Below are 17092 nucleotides of genomic sequence, written 5' to 3' on the forward strand. Positions count from 1 at the left end.
GAGCCGCTGTCCCATGGATCTCGAAACCCCGCCGCCGGACCTGTACGGACGCCCGCGGGCGGACCGGTTCTTCGAGCGGCTGACCGCCTTCGGCGACTGGTACAGCCCGGCGCTGGGGCGCCCCGGGCTGCGGCGCAGCCCGCGGCGGCCCCAGGCACGGGCGGTGCCGCCGCTGCACCTCGTGGTGGCCTCGCACGAGGCGGTGGCCGAGGGCGTGGTGGAGCTGCGGCTGGCGGACCCGTCGGGCGGGATGCTGCCGGCCTGGCAGCCGGGCGCGCGAGTGCAGGTGACGCTGCCGTCCGGACGCGAGCGCCACTACTCGCTGTGCGGCGAGGTCGCCGACCGGCACGTCTACCGGATCGCGGTGCGCCGGGTCGCGGACGGCGGCGGCGGCAGCGTCGAGATCCACGACGAGCTGCACGTCGGGGTCCGGCTGCGGGTGCGCCGCCCGCGCAACGGCTTCGCCTTCTGCGGGGAGCAGAAGGTGCTGTTCCTGGCCGGCGGCATCGGGATCACGCCGCTGCTGCCGATGGCCCGGGCCGCCCAGCACGCGGGCCTGGACTGGCGGCTGGTGCACACCGGCCGCACCGCCGGGGCGCTGCCGTTCACGGCGGAGCTGAAGGCGCTCGACCCGAACCGGGTGGAGATCCGCACCGACGACGAGCACGGGCTCCCGGACGCCGCCGAGCTGCTGGCCCGCGCCCCGCGCGGGGCGGCGGTGTACGTGTGCGGCCCGGCGCCGATGCTGGCGGCGGTCCAGCGCGCGCTGGACGCCTCGCCGGCCGCCTCGCTGCACTTCGAGCGGTTCGGCGCGGCGCCGATCCTGGACGGACGGCCGTTCACCGTCCGGCTCGGCGCCGGCGGCGAGGAGCTGACCGTCCCCGCGGACCGCTCCGCGCTGGACGTGGCGCGCGAACTGAGGCCCGACCTGCCGTACTCGTGCAAGCAGGGCTTCTGCGGGACCTGCGTGCTCACGGTGGCGTCGGGGACGCCCGAGCACCGCGACCGCAGGCTGACCGAGGAGCAGCGGGCCGCCGGCCTGATGCTGCCGTGCGTGTCCCGGGCCGCCGAGGGCGAGACCCTCGAACTGGAGGTGTAGTCGATGACGAAGCCGAAGCAGCCGCCGCGGTTCCCGTTCGACGAGCGTGACCTGGCGAGGTTCCGGGAGACCCAGCAGCTGGCGTACCACTGCGCGGAGCAGGTCGCGGCGTGGATCGAGCCGGGCGTGACGGAGCGTCAGGCCACCGCGAAGCTGCGCCGCTGCCTGGTCCGGGAGGGCGTGCAGGACTTCTTCCACGTGCCGTTCGCCTGGTTCGGCGACCGCACCGCGTTCCGGCACTTCCACACCCCGCTGCAGTTCTTCGCGGGCTCCCGGGTGCTGACCGAGGGCATGCCGTACGTGCTGGACTGCGCGCCGGTGGTGGACGGCTACACCGCCGACATCGGCTACGGCGGCAAGGTCGGCGAGAACCCGGTCTGGGACCGGCTCGCCCAGGACCTGAAGGCGTACCGGGAGCTGATCCTGCGTGAGGTGAAGGCCCGCCGGACGCTGTCCGAGGTGTACGCGGCCGTGGACGCGCAGATCGCCGAGCACGGCTACGACAACCGCCACCAGGTGTACCCGGGTCGGGTGATCGGCCACCAGGTGACCAGGACGACCGCCCGCGGACCGGCCGGGGTGAACCTGTTCGGCTTCGGGGTGCGTACGCTGCAGACGCTCGGACGCGAACTGGTGAAGGAGCGGCTGGAGGGCAGGTCCCCGCTGTGGGCGGGCGGCCGGGCCTCCCGGCACGCGCCGACGCCCGGCCTGTGGGCGGTGGAGCCGCACATCGGCTTCCGCGAGGTGGGCATCAAGTTCGAGGAACTCCTCGTGGTCACCGAGGAGGACGTGTACTGGCTCGACGACGACCTGCCGCACGTGCGGCGCTGGGCACTCCAGGAGGACGCAGCATGACCGGCCGCAGCACCGAGCTCCGCCGACGGACCGTCGACTCCGGGGGGCTGAAGCTCGCCGTGTACGAGCAGGGCGACCCGGAGAACCCGACGGTGATCATGGTGCACGGGTACCCCGACGACCACTCGGTGTGGGACGACGTGGCCGCCGACCTGGCGGCCGACCACCACGTGGTGCGGTACGACACCCGGGGGTCGGGGGCGTCCGAGGTGCCGGCCGAGCGCGAGGACTACCGGCTGGAGCTGCTGGGGCAGGACCTGTTCGCGGTGGCGGACGCGGTCAGCCCGGACCGGCCGGTGCACGTGGTGGCGCACGACTGGGGGAGCGTGCAGTCCTGGGAGGCGATCACCACGCCGGGCTCGTACCGGCGGGTCGCCAGCTACACCACCATGTCCGGGCCGTGCCTGGACCACATGGGGCACTGGATCCGGCGCCGGCTGCGGCGGCCGACGCCCCGGCACGTCTCGCAGCTGCTGCGGCAGGGCCTGCACTCCTGGTACATCGGCCTGTTCCACCTGCCGCTGCTGGCGCCCGCCGCCTGGAAGCTCGGCCTGGCCCGGCTGTGGCCCCGGGTGCTGAACGACCTGGAGGCCGTCCGGCCGCGGCCCGGCCACCCGCAGCCGACGCTGGCCAGGGACGCCGTGCACGGCATCGAGCTGTACCGGGCCAACATGCGGCCCTCGGTGCGCACGCCCCGCGAGCGGTTCACCGAGGTGCCGGTGCAGCTGATCACCCTGGAACGCGACCACTACGTCTCGGACTTCCTGTCCGAGGGCCTGGAGCAGTGGGTGCCGCGGCTGACCCGCCGCACGCTGAACGCCACGCACTGGTCGGCGCTGCTGGAGAAGGGCCCGTCGGTCGCCGCGCTGGTGCGCGAGTTCGCCGCCCGGGACCACGGCTCGGTGCGCCAGGAGCCGTCCGACGGCGGCGAGCTGGTGGTGGTCACCGGCGGCGGCAGCGGCATCGGCCGGGCCACCGCGCTGGCCTTCGCCGACCGGGGCGCCCGGGTGGTGGTCGGCGACCGCGACCTGCCCGCCGCGCAGCGCACCGCCGAACTGTGCGCGCTGTCCGGGGTGAAGGCCGGCGCGTACCGGGTGGACGTCAGCGACGGCGCTGCCGTGGAGGCGTTCGCCCAGCAGGTCGCCGCGGACTTCGGCGTCCCCGACGTGGTGGTCAACAACGCGGGCATCGGCCACTCCGGGACGTTCCTGCAGACCACCGAGGAGGAGTGGCGGCGGGTGCTGGACGTCAACCTGTGGGGCGTCATCCACGGCTGCCGGGCGTTCGGGCAGCTGATGGTCGAGCGCGGCCAGGGCGGACACATCGTCAACCTGGCGTCCGCCGCGGCCTACCTGCCGTCCAAGGTGCTGGCCGCGTACGCCACCTCCAAGTCGGCGGTGTTCATGCTCTCCGACTGCCTGCGGGCCGAACTCGCCCCGCACCGGATCGGGGTGTCCACCATCTGCCCCGGCATCGTCAACACCAACATCACCCGCACCTCGACCTTCTCCGGCCTCGGCGAGGAGGAACTCGCCGCCAAGCAGGCCAAGGTGTCCAGGATGTACGCCCGCCGGGGCTTCCCGCCGGAGAAGGTCGCCGCCGAGATCGTCCGTGCGGTCCGCACCGGCAAGGCCGTCGTCCCGGTCACCGTCGAGGCCAAGGCGGCCCGGCTGCTCGGGCGGCTCAGCCCGGCACTGCTGCGCAAGGCCGCGCAGATCAACGCGGGCTGACGGGCCGTCGCCCCGCGGGCGGCGCGGCCGGGGGGCCGCGCCGCCGCACGGCTCAGGACAGCGGCCGGCAGAGCAGCGCGTCCGGGACGCCGTAGTGCAGCCACTTCCAGGTGAAGGCGACGCCGGCCAGGTACTCGCCGTCCGTGCACTGGCCCTTGTACGAGCCGGGCGCCCAGTCACTGCCGGCGGACCCGCCGGCGGCCGGGCGGTTGTCGCCGTGGTCGAACCACAGGACCCGCCCGGCGGTGGGCAGCGGCCCGGCGGCGGGGGCGCAGAGCAGCGCCGCCATCGCGTTGCTCCGGACGCCGTAGCCGACCGCGAACGTGCCGTCCGGGCACTGGAGCTTGTTGTAGCCGGACGCCCAGTCGCCGTGCGTGACGTACCGCTCGTCGGTGACGGCCACCCAGTCGCCCGCGCCGCCGGCGGGCTCGGCGGCGTCCGTGCACAGGCCCCGGCCGCTGCCCCGGCCGAGGCCCACCACCCGCTGGCCGTCCGGGCAGTTGCCCTTGCGGTTGCCGCTGCTCCAGTCGGGCAGCGCCAGCATCCGGCGGGAGACGTCGAAGTCGGCGTGGTCCAGGTCCAGCAGGTTCCAGTGCGCCACCGGGGCGATCGGGCCGGTGGCCGACGGGGCGGCCAGCAGCCGGTTCCAGTACTCGGCGCGCCAGTCGCCCGGGTCCTGCAGGCCGATCGAGCGGCCCGCCGCATCGAAGCTCAGCAGCGCCCAACTGTCCTTCGGGACGCCGTTGTCCTGCCAGCCGACCAGCGGCCAGACGGCGAAGTCGGTGTCGTGGTCGGCCAGGATCGCGGTGAAGTGGTCGAACCAGGCGTGCTCCGCGGCGTCGGTGTCGCCGCGGCCGCCCGCCCCGAACTCGCTGATCCACACCGGGGCGGTGAAGTGCTGGCCGGCGGTGGTGACGAACAGCGCCTCGTCGTCCACCACCCGGGCCAGCTGCTCGGGCGTGAAGTCCTGGTAGCGCGGGTCGCCGGTGGAGCCCGGGCCGCTGCCCGCACCGGTGTTGGCCGGGCCGGTGTACGCGTAGAAGTGCGCCGAGTACACCAGCTTGCCCGAGTCGATCAGGGTGTGGGACAGCGTGCGGACGGGGGTGAGCTGCGGACGGCCGTGGCTGAACCCGGCGGCCGGGATGCCGTACCAGTTGATGCCCTCCATGATCACCAGCAGGTCGGGGTCGGCCTGCAGGATCCGGTTCCCGGCCTCCTCGAACGCGGCGAACTCGTCGTGGGCGTCGCCCAGGCCCCAGTTGGGGTCGTCCCAGGTGTCGCGGCGCACCTCGTTGCGCAGGTCGGCGCCGACCACCCGCTTGTTCGCCCGGTAGCGGTCCACCAGGAACACCCAGTCGTCCTCCCACTGCTGGGTGGACTGTCCGCTGTTCCAGCGCTCGTTGCCGTCCAGGCCGCAGCAGAACCGGTAGCCGGTGGTGTGGTTGTTCAGGATCACCGCGAAGCCGTCGGCGGTCAGCGCCTGCACCACGGCGTCGTACACCTGCAGCGGCGTCCGGCCCCGCCACTGCGGGTTGGCGGCCACCGCGACGTCCGGCACCGGCGCGCCGTCGTGGATCATCGCGTTGGCGAACGGCAGCCGGACGCTGTTGATGCCCAGCCGGTGGAAGCCGGCCAGGATGTCCGCCACCGGCGCCCGGTCCAGCCCGAGGGGGAGGTTGTACGAGACCTGCCCGGCCTGGTTGTTCGCCGGGTCGGTGGTCGAGCCGCTGCCCTGCCAGGTGCCCTGCGCGCCGGCCCAGTTGCCGGACTTCAGCTTGAACCGGTTCCCGTTCGCGTCGACGACGTACCGCCCCCGGGTGCTCAGCGGGCCGGTCCAGGACACGGCCAACTGCGGGCCGGTCAGCACGGGCGGCGCGGCGGCGGCCGTGGGCGCGGCCCGCGCGGCGGCGGCGGACAGCGGCAGGCAGAGGGCGAGTGCGGTCGCGGCGGACAGCGCGCGGCGGACGAACGTCTTCATGGCCATCCAGGGTGGAGGAGAAGGGAACTGACGACCCGTCGAGCGGATTTGTGCATGGACGTGACAACGAGCCCGGACACTTCCTACCCGCCGGTAGGTGCTTCGGCAAGAGCGTTGACGTACCGCCGCCCGCCCGCCCGAAATCCGGCTGCGCCACCCCGTCCGGCCGGGCAGACTGCGGAGGCATGGACCCGACGCCCGAAGCCCGCGCCCTGCACCACGTCGCCGCCCGCAGCCGCGGCGGCCCGCTGCCCGCCGGGCTCGACGTCACGCTCAACTTCCACCCTGACCGGCTGATCGACGGCCGCCCGATCCTCCGCTCGATGGCCGAGGACGGCGTCTACCGCTCCCAGTTCTCCACCGGCACCAGCAACGGCGGCCTCACCGCCCACCCCGGCGGCGACCGCTGGACGTGGGAGAGCCGGATCTTCGGCGGCGCCTACGACGACGCCCCCGCCGAGCGGCGCCCCGTCTACGGCGCGCTCAACCACCTGCGCAGCCCCTACGGCGGCGCGCCCCGGTTCGGCTCCGCCCACCTGCGGCTGCGCGCCGACACCCTGCACCGGGCCACCTTCTGCTACCCCGACAGCGTCTTCGAACCCGAGCACTTCGGCACCGCCGCCGCCCTCGACCTGATCGCGCTCGCCGAAGCCGACCGGCAGGACCTGCTGGACGCCTACGTGGAAGCCCAACTGCACGGCCCGCTCCGGTTCGCCGAGCACGTCGACGCCCTCGTCCTCGACCCCTGCTACCGGGACACCGAGGTCGAGGCCGCCGCCCGCCTGCTGCCCTGCCGCCTCGAATGGCACCCCGGCCACCGCCTCCCCGCCGCCGAACTGGCGCAGTACGCCGACTACCGGGGCCCGCACATCACCGCCCTCGCCGCCGAGCTCGCCCGCGACGGCGTCCTCGACCCCGCCGCGATCGGCGCCGCCGCCCGCAGCGGCCGGCACGACCCGCAGCACGTCAAACAGGTCTGGCACTGCCTCGCCCGCCACGGCCGACCGGCCACGACGATAGGCTGACCGCCCATGGACCTGACGACGATGGCCGGCCCGCTCGCCTCCTTCGCCCTCGTGGTGGGCCTGCTCACGCTCACCCCCGGCCTCGACACCGCGCTCATCCTGCGCACCGCCGCCCTCGGCCGGCGCCGCCGGGCCTGGGGCGTGGTCCTCGGCATCCAGACCGGCACCCTGATCTGGGGCACCGCCTCCGCCGCCGGCCTCAGCGTGCTGCTCACAGCCTCCCGCGCCGCCTACGAGACGCTCCGCTGGGCCGGCGTCTGCTACCTGCTGTGGATGGGCCTCCAACTGCTGCGCAACCGGCACCGGGAGACACCGGAGGGCGAGCAGCCGGCCGCCCGCGACGGCGGCTGGTGGGCCGGCTGGCGGCGCGGCACCGCCACCAACCTGCTCAACCCGAAGGTCGGCGTGTTCTACGTCGCCGTCCTGCCGCCCTTCATCCCCGCCGGTGCCCCGCACCTGGCCGCCGGCGTGCTGCTGACCTCGGTGCACGTCGCCGAGGGCCTGCTCTGGTCCGCCGTCCTGATCGGCTTCGCCCGCACCCTGCGCGGCTGGCTGCGCCGCCCCGCCGCCCGTCGCCTGCTCGACCGGATCACCGGGGTCGCCGTCCTCGGCTTCGGCGCCAGGCTCGCGCTCGGCGACTGACCGGGCGTGAGGTAACGGCTTGTCGACACCGCACGGCCGGTGATCGCGGGCCCACTAGAGTGCTGCCGTGACCGAGCAGGAGCCGGAAGTCGTCGCAGGCCGTTACCAGTTGGTCGAACGGATCGGGCAGGGCGGGATGGGCCGGGTCTGGCGCGGCCTGGACCGCCAGCTGTTCGACCGCGAAGTGGCCGTCAAGGAGATCCTCTTCCCGCCCGGGCTCGACGACCGCGAACGCGACCTGCTGCTGCGCCGGTTCACCAGCGAGGCCCGCGCCGCCGCCATCCTCAGCCACCCCGGCATCGTCACCATCCACGACGTGGTCGAACACCGCGGCGCGCCCGTCATCGTGATGGAGTTCCTGCGCGGCCGCTCGCTCGCCGCCGCGCTGCGCGCCGACGGCCCGCTGCCGCCCGCCCGGGTCGCCGAGATCGGCGCGGCCCTGCTCGGCGCGCTCGGCGAGGCGCACCGGGCCGGGATCGTGCACCGGGACCTCAAGCCCGACAACATCCTGCTCACCCGCGACCGGATCGTGCTCACCGACTTCGGCATCGCCCACCTCGCCGACGCCACCACCAAGTTGAGCCACAGCGGCACCGTCATCGGCACCCCGCACTACATGCCGCCCGAGCAGCTGGAGGGCAAGCACCCCGCCCCCGCCAACGACCTGTGGGCGCTCGGCGCCACCCTCTACCACGCCGTCGAGGGCCACCCGCCGTTCGACGCCGACGGCCTGCACGCCCTCGCCATCGCCGTCTTCACCAAGCCGCACCGCCCCGCCGTCCGGGCCGGGGCGCTCGCGCCGCTGCTGGACGCGCTGCTCACCAAGGATCCCGAGCAGCGCGCCGACGCCGAGCGGGCGGCCCGGCTGCTCGCCGCAGCGACGGCCGAACTCGCCGCCGCCGCCGCGCCGCTGACGCCGCCACAGCCCGCCCCCGCCCCGGCCCCCGCTCCTGCCCCTGCCCCGCCGCCGGAGCCCGCCCCTGCTCCTGCCGCTGCCCTGCCGTCGCTGCCCGGGCCGTCGCCGACCGCGGTCGACACCCCGCCGCGCCCGCAGACCCCACCGCCCGTGCCGGCCGTGGCGGCCGGGCCGCCCGCTGCCGCGCCGTACCCCGCGCCCGCCGACGCCCGGGCGATCTCACTGCCGGGGGTCGCGCTCGGCGGCGCGGCCGCCCGGCCCGAGCCGCGCCGGACGGGCCTGCGGGTCGCCGCGATCGCGGTGGCGCTCGCCGTGCTGTCCGGCGGCGGGGTGCTGGCCTGGAACCTCGCCCAGGACGACAAGGGCGGCGGCAGCAAGGGCAACCAGGCGGTGCCGCCCACCGGTTCCACCGTCAAGGTGCTGATCGGGCTGGACGCTCCGCTCACCGGCGACCTCGCCGCGATCGGCCTCAGCGTCAAGGACGCCGCCGACCTGGCGATCAAGGACGCCAACCGGTCCGGCCTGGTGCCCGGCGTGCAGTTCGAGCTGAAGGCGCTCGACGACCAGGCGCAGCCCGCCCGCGGCCAGGCCAACGCGGCCCAACTGGTCTCCGACGGCCAGGTGCTGGGCGTGGTCGGGCCGGTCAACTCCTCCGTGGCGCAGAGCATGCTCGGGCCCGTCGACGAGGCCCACCTGGCGATGGTCTCCCCGTCCGCCACCAACACCCAGCTCACCCAGGGCGGCAGTTGGGCGGCCGGCACGGCGACCCGGCAGTACGGCAGCTTCTTCCGGGTCTGCGCCACCGATGCCGAGCAGGGGATCGCCGCCGCCGACCACCTGGTGGTGACGGCGAAGAAGACCAAGGTGTTCGTGGTCGACGACGGCAGCACGTACGGCAGCGGCGTCGCGGCCCGGTTCACCGCCGAACTCACCCGGGTCGGCGGCACGGTGACCGGCACCGGCACCGTCCGCACCGGCGACCGGGACTTCGCGACCCTGGTCGCCAAGGTCCGCTCGGCGGGCGCGGACGCGGTGTTCTTCGGCGGCCTCTACCCGGAGGCCGGCCCGCTGTCGCAGCAGCTCAAGCAGGGCGGCGTCAGCGGCCCGCTGACGGGCGGGGACGGCATCTACGCCCCCGAGTTCGCCCAGGGCGGCCAGGCGGGCGACCTGACCGTCTCCACCACCGTCCCCGCGAGCGAACTCACCAGCGCCAAGCAGTTCCTGGAGTCCTTCGGCAAGGGCGGCTACACCAGCGATCCCCAGCAGTACGGGGCGTACGCCTACGACGCGACCACCGCCCTGATCAAGGCCGTCGGCGCGGTCGCCGCGGCCAACGGCAACCAGGTGCCGGCCGACGCCCGCGCCAGGATCACCGCGGCCCTCGGCGCGGTCTCCTTCGACGGCGCCACCGGCCCGATCTCCTTCGACCGGTACGGCGACCTCGGCAGGCCCGCGCTGGCCGTCTACGCCGTCCGCGACAACAAGTGGGCGCTGGACAGCACCGTCCGCCCGACCCGCGGGAACTGAGCCGGGACCAGAGCTGTCAGCTTGTCAGTCTGTCGATACCGGCGCGCAGTTCCTCGGCGTTCATGCAGGGCGTCACCGTCACGGTGGCCCCCAGCTCCAGCCAGAGCGGTTCGATGGCGGGCACCAGGGCCGACTCCTGGTCCAGGTCAGCCACCAGGGTGAACCCGCGCCGTCCGCCCACCGAGTGGAAGTACGCGGCCTCGGGCTTCAGCGTCTCCAGCAGCCTGCCCATCACCTCCGGCATCCGGCCGGCCGTGATCAGCTCGTTCGACTTCTCGGTGTCGACTTCCGCAACGATCATGGTTCGCATCGCACGCCTCCCGCGATCCGCATTCCAGGGCCTCGGCGAACCGTTCCATTCTCCTGCGCCCCCGCCGCCCGGTCGCGACGGGACGCTCAGGCGGCGTGCGAGGCGTCCGCGTCCGGGGCGGTGGTGAGGTCGTGGTGGATGGGGCCGCGGGAGGCGGAGAGCGGGAGGCAGGACCCGCCGCGGGTGAGGGCGACCAGTTCGGCGGCGATGGAGACGGCGGTCTCCTCGGGGGTGCGGGCACCGAGGTCCAGGCCGATGGGGGAGTTGAGGCGGGCCAACTCGGCTTCGCTCAGGCCGACTTCGCGCAGCCGGGCGTTGCGGTCCCGGTGGGTGCGGCGGGAGCCCATCGCGCCGACGTAGCCGACCGGCAGGCGCAGGGCGCGCTCCAGCAGCGGGATGTCGAACTTGGCGTCGTGGGTGAGGACGCACAGCACGCTGCGGCCGTCCAGCAGCTCCAGCTGGCTGTCCAGGTAGCGGTGCGGCCAGTCGACGACCAGCTCGTCCGCCTCGGGGAAGCGCCGACGGGTCGCGAACACGGGGCGGGCGTCGCAGACGGTGACGTGGTAGCCGAGGAACTTGCCGATCCGCACCACCGCGGAGGCGAAGTCGATCGCCCCGAAGACGATCATGCGCGGGGCGGGGACGTACGCCTCGACGAAGACCGTGACGGTGTCGGCGCCGTCCTCGGAGCAGGGCCGCCCGTCCGGGCCGAGGACCAGCCGGCCGGTGCGGCCGGCCGACAGCATGGCGCGGGCCTCGGCGACCACCGCGCGCTCCAGCCGGAAGGAGGCCAGGGCGCCGTGGTGGGCGTCGCCGGTGACGGCGACGGTCGCGCCGAGCAGCGCGCCGGGGCCGTCGATGATCCGGGCCACCGCGACGGGCGTGCCGGAGGCGATGTACGCGACGGCGGCGTCCAGGCCGGCGTCCGTGCCGGGAACGACCGGCTGCACGAAGACGTCGAGCACGCCGCCGCAGGTCAGTCCGACGGCGAAGGCGTCCTCGTCGCTGTAGCCGAAGCGCTCCAGCACGGGGGCGCCGGTGCGCAGCGCCTCCTGGCACAGCTCGTACACCGCGCCCTCGACGCACCCGCCGGAGACCGAGCCGACCGCCTGGCCGTCCGCGTCGACGGCCAGCGCCGCGCCGGGATCGCGCGGCGCGGAGCCGGACACGCCGACCACGGTGGCCACGGCGAAGGGGCGCCCGGCGGCGTGCCAGGCGTGAAGCTGCGCGGCGATGTCGTGCACGAGTGCTCCTTGCGCTACCAGTCCAGTGTGCAACGGGAGGGGCCGCCCCACCGGAAACGCTCCGGCGGGACGGCGGGGGCGGGGCTAGTGGACGCCCATCCAGGACTTGATCGGGACGAGCGCGAAGTAGACGACGAACACCGCGGAGAGGATCCACATCAGCGGGCCGGGCTCGCGCCACTTGCCGGTGCCCGCCTTGATCACGGTGTAGGAGATGACGCCGGCCGCGACACCCGCGGTGATGCTGTAGGTGAACGGCATCAGCACGCAGGTCAGGAAGGCGGGGATGGCGATCTCGCGGTCCGACCAGTCGATGTGCCGGGCCTGGCTCATCATCATCGAGCCGATCACCACCAGCGCCGCGGAGGCGACCTGCACCGGCACCACGGCGGCCACCGGCGAGAAGAACAGCATCAGCGCGAACGCTCCGCCGGTGACGGCGGAGGCCAGGCCGGTGCGGGCGCCGTCGCCGACGCCGGTCGCCGACTCGACGAACACGGTCTGCCCGGACGCCCCGGACAGGCCGCCGATCGCGCCGCCCGCGCCGTCGATGAACAGCGCCTTCGACAGGCCGGGCATCCGGCCCTTGGAGTCGGCCAGGCCGGCCTCGGTGCCGACGCCGATGATGGTGGCCATCGCGTCGAAGAACCCGGCCAGGACCAGGGTGAACACCGCGACGGAGGCGCTGATCGCGCCCAGCCCGTGCGAGCCGAACGCGCCGAACAGGTCGACGTGCCCGAACAGCCCGAAGTCGGGGGCGGAGACCGGGGAGCCGGGCCAGGTCGGAGCGGAGCCGCCCCAGTCCTTCGCGGTCAGCCCGGCCGCCTGGTTGACCACCAGCGCGACCGCGGTGCCCGCCGCGATGCCGATCAGGATCGCGCCCCGGACGCCCCGGGCCAGCAGCACGAAGATGCTCAGCAGGGTGAGGGCGAAGATCAGCACCGGCCAGCCCTGCAGTTCGCCGAACGGGCCGAGCGAGAGCGGGGTCGGGCCGCCGGTGTGCACGAAGCCGGCCTTGTAGAAGCCGATGATCGCGACGAACAGGCCGATGCCGATGGTGATGGCGTGCTTGAGCGGCAGCGGAATGCCGTTCATGATCTTCTCGCGCAGTCCCGAGACCACCAGCAGCACGATCAGCAGGCCGTAGATCACGCACAGGCCCATCGCCTGCGCCCAGGTGGTGTGCGGCACCACCAGGGCGGATATCGCACCCGAGACGGAGAGTCCGGCGGCGACCGCGAGCGGCACGTTGCCGACCAGGCCCATCAGGACGGTGGTGACCGCCGCGGCGAGCGCGGTGGCGGTGGTCAGCTGGCCGTGGCTGAGCTTGGCGCCGGTGACGTCCGCGCCGCTCAGGATGATCGGGTTGAGCAGGACGATGTAGGCCATCGCCATGAAGGTGGTGAGCCCGCCGCGGAGTTCGTTGCCCAGCGTGGAACCGCGCGCCGAGATCTTGAAGTACGCGTCGAGCGCGCCTCTGGAGGGTGTTTCGGGCGCGGTGGGGGCCGCTTCGGTGGGGCCGGGCTCCGTAGAGGTCCGGGTCATGTCCACTCCCAAGGTTCATAGGGGGTTGGGGTGGGCGAGCCGACCTGATGGCCCGTCAGGGAGGGCGGCAGGGGGACTGGTTCGACTCACGGGTGGGGGTGCTGGACCGTCCGGCCCGGCGTGGCCGGACGGCGGGGCCCCGGGGTCGGGGGAAGACTCGGATGCCGACCCCGGGGACGTTCGAGGTGCCGTCAGAGCGTGTCGGTGAGGTGCTCGGGCCGGACCGGGATCCGGGTGAGCGCCTTGCCGGTGGCCTGGCGGATCGCCGCCACGATCGACGGGGTGGCGGAGACCGTGGGGGCCTCGCCGACGCCGCGCAGTCCGTACGGGGCGTTCGGGTCGGGACGCTCCAGGATCTCCACCGGGATCGGCGGGGTGTCCAGGATGGTGGGGATCAGGTAGTCGGTGAAGGACGCGTTGCGCACCTTGCCGTCCTTGACCACGATCTCCTCCATCACCGCGAGGCCCAGCGCCTGGGTGCAGCCGCCCTGGATCTGGCCGACCACCGAGAGCGGGTTGAGTGCCTTGCCGACGTCCTGGACGGCCGTCAGTTCGACCACCTTGACCAGGCCGAGCTCCACGTCCACGTCGACCACCGCGCGGTTGGCGCAGAAGGTGTACTGGACGTGGCCGAAGCCCTGCCCGGTCTCCTTGTCGAACGGCACGGTGGGCCGGTGGTGGTGCTCGCGGGTCTGCTCGATCACCTCGTCGCCCAGCAGGTCGACCATGGAGATCAGCACGCCCGCGGAGGCGGAGACCACCTTGCCGCCGACCAGCGCGATGTCGGTCTGGGTCCAGCCGTAGCGGTGGCGGCCCTTCTCGACCAGTTCGTGCCGCACCGCCTCGGCGGCGAGCTTCACCGCCCCGCCCGTCATGTAGGTCTGCCGGGAGGCGGAGGTGGAGCCCGCCGAGCCGACCTCGGTGTTCGCCGGGTGGATGGTCACCTGCTCGACGCCCAGCTCGGTGCGGGCGATCTGCGCATGCACGGTGACACCGCCCTGCCCGACCTCGGCCATCGCGGTGTGCACCATGGCGACCGGCTCGCCGCCGATCACCTCCAGCCGGACCCTGGCGGTCGAGTAGTCGTCGAAGCCCTCGGAGAAGCCGACGTTCTTGATGCCCACCGAGTAGCCCACGCCGCGCACGATGCCCTCGCCGTGCGAGGTGTTGGACAGCGCGCCCGGCAGGGTGCGCACGTCCAGGTGCTCCAGGTCGAGCGGCGGCGGCAGCGGCATGTCCTTGACCCGCTGCAGCAGCTCGGCGACCGGCGCGGGCGCGTCGATCTCCTGACCGGTCGGCATGAAGTCGCCCTGGGTGACGGCGTTCAGCTGCCGCAGCTCCACCGGGTCCATGCCGAGCGCCTCGGCCAGCTTGTCCATCTGCGACTCGTAGCCGAACGCGGCCTGCACCGCGCCGAAGCCGCGCATCGCCCCGCAGGACGGGTTGTTGGAGTACAGCGCGATGGCGTGCATCGCCACGTTCGGGATCACGTACGGGCCGTGGCCCAGCGAGGCGGCGTTGCCGACCACCGCGGGGGAGGCGGAGGCGTAGGCGCCGCCGTCCAGCACGATCCGGCAGTCGGCGAAGACCAGCTTGCCGTCGCGGGTCGCGCCGTGCTCGTAGCGCATCTTCGCCGGGTGGCGGTGCACGTGTCCGAAGAAGGACTCGTCGCGGGCGTACACGATCTTGACGGGCTTGCCGGTGTGCAGCGCCAGCAGGCAGGCGTGGATCTGCATCGACAGGTCCTCGCGGCCGCCGAACGCACCGCCCACGCCGGCCAGCGTGAGCCGGACCTTCTCCTGCGGCAGGTTCAGCACCGGAGCCATCTGCTGGCGGTCCACGTGCAGCCACTGGGTGGCGATGTACAGGTCGATGCCGCCGTCCTCGGCGGGCACCGCGAGACCGGACTCCGGGCCGAGGAAGGCCTGGTCCTGCATGCCGACCTCGTACTCGCCGGAGACGATCACGTCCGCCAGCGCCCGCACCTCGTCGGTCACGCCCAGGCCGGAGACCAGCTTCTGCTCGTGGCAGATGTTGCCGTACGCGTGCGACTTGTACTCGTGCGGCTCGTGCACGTAGCCGTGGGTCTCCGGGTCGAGGCACTGCTCCTCGGTGGTGATCGGGGTGAGCACCTCGTACTCGACCTTGATCTTCTTCACCGCGCGGCGGGCGGTCTCCGGGTGGTCCGCGGCCACCAGGGCGATCGCCTCGCCGTGGTAGCGGATCTTGTCGATCGCCAGCGCCGGCTGGTCCGCGATCTCCAGGCCGTAGTACTTCTCGCCCGGGATGTCCTCGTGGGTGAGCACCGCGTACACGCCGGGAACCTTCAGCGCCTCCGAGATGTCCACCGACAGGATGGTGGCGCGCGGGTGCGGGGAGCGCAGCGCCGTCCCCCAGAGCATGTCCTCGTGCCACATGTCGGAGGAGTAGGCGAACTCGCCGCGCACCTTCAGGTGGCCGTCGGGCCGCAGCGGCGAGCCGCCGATCCCGTCCTTCGACGACTGGTGGATCTTCTGCAGGTTCTTCTCGCCCTGGACCGTTCGCGTCGTCACTTCTGGTCCCCTTCACCGGAGGCGGCGCACTTGCGGGCCGAGGCCAGCCGCACCGCGTCCATGATCTTCTCGTAGCCGGTGCAGCGGCACAGGTTGCCCGACAGGGCCTCGCGGATGTCCGTGTCGGAGGGCTGCGCGTCCCGCTCCAGCAGGGCGTCGGTCTGCACCAGCAGGCCAGGGGTGCAGAAGCCGCACTGCACGGCGCCCGCGTCCACGAACGCCTGCTGGACCAGGCCCAGCTCGCCGTCCTCCTCCGCCAGGCCCTCGACGGTGCGCACCTCGCGGTCCTGCACCTGACCGGCCGCCACCAGGCAGGAGCAGACCGGCAGCCCGTCCAGGTAGACCGTGCAGGAGCCGCACTCGCCCTGCTCGCACGCGTTCTTGGACCCGGGCAGGCCGACCCGCTCGCGCAGGACGTACAGCAGGGACTCGCCCTCCCACACGTCGTCGGCCTCCACCGGCTTGCCGTTCGCGGTGAATGTGACCCTCATGCCGCGCTCCTGATCTGCTTGCGGTAGTCGTTCCAGGTCCAGGTCAGGGTGCGGCGGGCCATCACGGCCAGCGCGTGCCGCCGGTAGTCGGCGGTGCCCCGGACGTCGTCGATCGGGGAGGCCGCGGACTTCACCAGCTCGCCGAAGCGCTGGATCACTTCCGCGCCCAGCAGTTCGCCGGACTCCCACAGACCGCGCTCGGCGAGGACCCCGCGCAGGTACTCCTCGGCCTCCACGGCCCGGCGCGGCGTCGGCGCGGCCGAACCGATGCCGGTGCCGACCGTCCCGTCCTTCGGGTGCAGCGCGAAACCGAACGCGCAGACCGCGATCACCATCGCGTTGCGGGTACCGATCTTCGAGAACTGCTGCGGGCCGTCCGCGACCGGGATGCGCACCGCGCCGATCAGCTCGTCCGGCTCCAGGCTGTTGCGCTTCACCCCGACGTAGAACTCGTCGATCGGGATCAGCCGCACCCCGCGCACCGAGTGCGCCTCCACGAACACGTCGCGGCCCGCCGCCAGCAGCGCCGGGTGCGAGTCGCCGGCCGGCGAGGCCGCGCCCAGGTTGCCGCCGACGCTGCCGCGGTTGCGGATCTGCGGCGAACCCACGGTGTGCGAGGCCAGCGCCAGGCCCGGCAGCGGCACGGCCAGCTCCTCGATGATCCGGGCGTACGGCACCGCCGCACCCAGCCGGACGACGTCGTCCTCGCTGCTCCACTCGGTGAGCTCGGTGATGCGGTTCAGGTCGAGAATCGCGGATGGCCGGTGCACGTCGAAGTTCATCTCGACCATGACGTCCGTGCCGCCGGAGATCGGCAGCGCGGTGGGGTGCTCGGCCTTCGCCGCGAGTGCCTCGTCCCAGGTAGCGGGCCGAAGGAACTCCATGCGGGTGTCTCCTCAAGTTGTCGCCGACCGGACGCGGGCACTGCGCCCTTGCCGGTGGCCGGGCCCGGAGGCCGATCGGTCACCGCGGTGCAGCCCGGCGGCGTGTTGGCAAGTGAACTCCTGTGACCGGGGCCACTGGCAGTCACCGATGGCATGAGGACCGGGAGTGACCTGCGGCACCGTCCTGTACGTTCCTCTAAGGTGGACGATCCCGCAGCTCACCTCGTGCACACTGGGCCGTCCCGGCACCGGAATCACCCCCACCCTCACCCTCACAGACCAACCGGAAGGACC

13 protein-coding genes are annotated in these 17092 nt (G+C 73.5%); 6 read left to right on the forward strand and 7 right to left on the reverse strand.

Annotated elements, in window-relative coordinates; translation table 11 throughout:
- The first annotated feature begins 13 nt into the window (after positions 1-13).
- Genes BX266_RS29720 through BX266_RS29730 form a run of 3 tightly spaced genes read left to right on the forward strand, consistent with a single transcriptional unit; the run spans position 14 to position 3684 of the window.
- Positions 14-1099, forward strand: a complete 1086-nt coding sequence (locus tag BX266_RS29720) for a PDR/VanB family oxidoreductase (protein WP_099904790.1) — start codon at positions 14-16, stop codon at positions 1097-1099.
- A 3-nt stretch (positions 1100-1102) separates the two neighbouring features.
- Complete coding sequence (locus BX266_RS29725; RefSeq protein ID WP_099904792.1) at positions 1103-1954, forward strand: M24 family metallopeptidase; 852 nt, start codon at positions 1103-1105, stop codon at positions 1952-1954.
- A complete protein-coding gene (locus tag BX266_RS29730; protein WP_099904793.1) occupies positions 1951-3684 on the forward strand; it encodes an SDR family oxidoreductase in 1734 nt (577 codons plus the stop codon). Before BX266_RS29725 ends, BX266_RS29730 begins: the two co-directional genes overlap by 4 nt.
- A 52-nt stretch (positions 3685-3736) precedes the next feature.
- Here the strand turns inward: BX266_RS29730 and BX266_RS29735 are convergent, their stop codons facing one another.
- The gene (locus tag BX266_RS29735; protein WP_099904795.1) at positions 3737-5662 is read right to left on the reverse strand and encodes a glycoside hydrolase family 5 protein; all 1926 of its coding nucleotides are present in this window, start codon (positions 5660-5662) and stop codon (positions 3737-3739) included.
- A gap of 185 nt (positions 5663-5847) precedes the next feature.
- Here BX266_RS29735 and BX266_RS29740 point away from each other — a divergent pair, with 185 nt between their 5' ends.
- The 3 genes from BX266_RS29740 to BX266_RS40980 all read left to right on the forward strand — a co-directional run bounded on the left by BX266_RS29740 (position 5848) and on the right by BX266_RS40980 (position 9772).
- On the forward strand, positions 5848-6687 hold the full coding sequence (locus BX266_RS29740; RefSeq protein ID WP_099904796.1) for a DUF3626 domain-containing protein: 840 nt from the start codon (positions 5848-5850) through the stop codon (positions 6685-6687).
- Between the two features lie 6 nt (positions 6688-6693).
- Entirely contained in the window at positions 6694-7329 is a 636-nt protein-coding gene (locus BX266_RS29745) for a LysE family translocator (protein WP_259464914.1), read from the forward strand.
- A 67-nt stretch (positions 7330-7396) separates the two neighbouring features.
- The gene (locus BX266_RS40980) at positions 7397-9772 is read left to right on the forward strand and encodes a bifunctional serine/threonine-protein kinase/ABC transporter substrate-binding protein (RefSeq protein WP_099904798.1); all 2376 of its coding nucleotides are present in this window, start codon (positions 7397-7399) and stop codon (positions 9770-9772) included.
- Between the two features lie 16 nt (positions 9773-9788).
- On the opposite strand, the gene BX266_RS29755 is transcribed toward BX266_RS40980, so the two are convergent.
- The 6 genes from BX266_RS29755 to BX266_RS29780 all read right to left on the reverse strand — a co-directional run bounded on the left by BX266_RS29755 (position 9789) and on the right by BX266_RS29780 (position 16798).
- Positions 9789-10073, reverse strand: a complete 285-nt coding sequence (locus tag BX266_RS29755; protein ID WP_259464915.1) for a hypothetical protein — start codon at positions 10071-10073, stop codon at positions 9789-9791.
- Positions 10074-10168: 95 nt separating this feature from the next.
- The gene (locus tag BX266_RS29760; protein WP_099904802.1) at positions 10169-11326 is read right to left on the reverse strand and encodes an XdhC family protein; all 1158 of its coding nucleotides are present in this window, start codon (positions 11324-11326) and stop codon (positions 10169-10171) included.
- 84 nt (positions 11327-11410) lie between these two features.
- Complete coding sequence (locus BX266_RS29765; RefSeq protein ID WP_099904804.1) at positions 11411-12871, reverse strand: NCS2 family permease; 1461 nt, start codon at positions 12869-12871, stop codon at positions 11411-11413.
- 191 nt (positions 12872-13062) lie between these two features.
- Positions 13063-15423 (reverse strand): xanthine dehydrogenase subunit D, encoded by a 2361-nt coding sequence (gene pucD, locus BX266_RS29770; RefSeq protein ID WP_180290659.1) that lies wholly within the window; start codon positions 15421-15423, stop codon positions 13063-13065.
- Positions 15420-15914: a (2Fe-2S)-binding protein gene (locus tag BX266_RS29775; protein ID WP_099904806.1), complete on the reverse strand. Its 495-nt coding sequence runs from the start codon at positions 15912-15914 to the stop codon at positions 15420-15422. The genes pucD and BX266_RS29775 overlap by 4 nt, the downstream gene beginning before the upstream one ends.
- Positions 15911-16798, reverse strand: coding sequence for a xanthine dehydrogenase family protein subunit M (locus BX266_RS29780; RefSeq protein WP_099904808.1), 888 nt, complete (start codon positions 16796-16798; stop codon positions 15911-15913). Before BX266_RS29780 ends, BX266_RS29775 begins: the two co-directional genes overlap by 4 nt.
- Positions 16799-17092 lie beyond the last annotated feature (294 nt).

Origin of the sequence: Streptomyces sp. TLI_171, assembly GCF_003610255.1 — a bacterium.
Taxonomy (GTDB): Bacteria; Actinomycetota; Actinomycetes; order Streptomycetales; family Streptomycetaceae; genus Kitasatospora.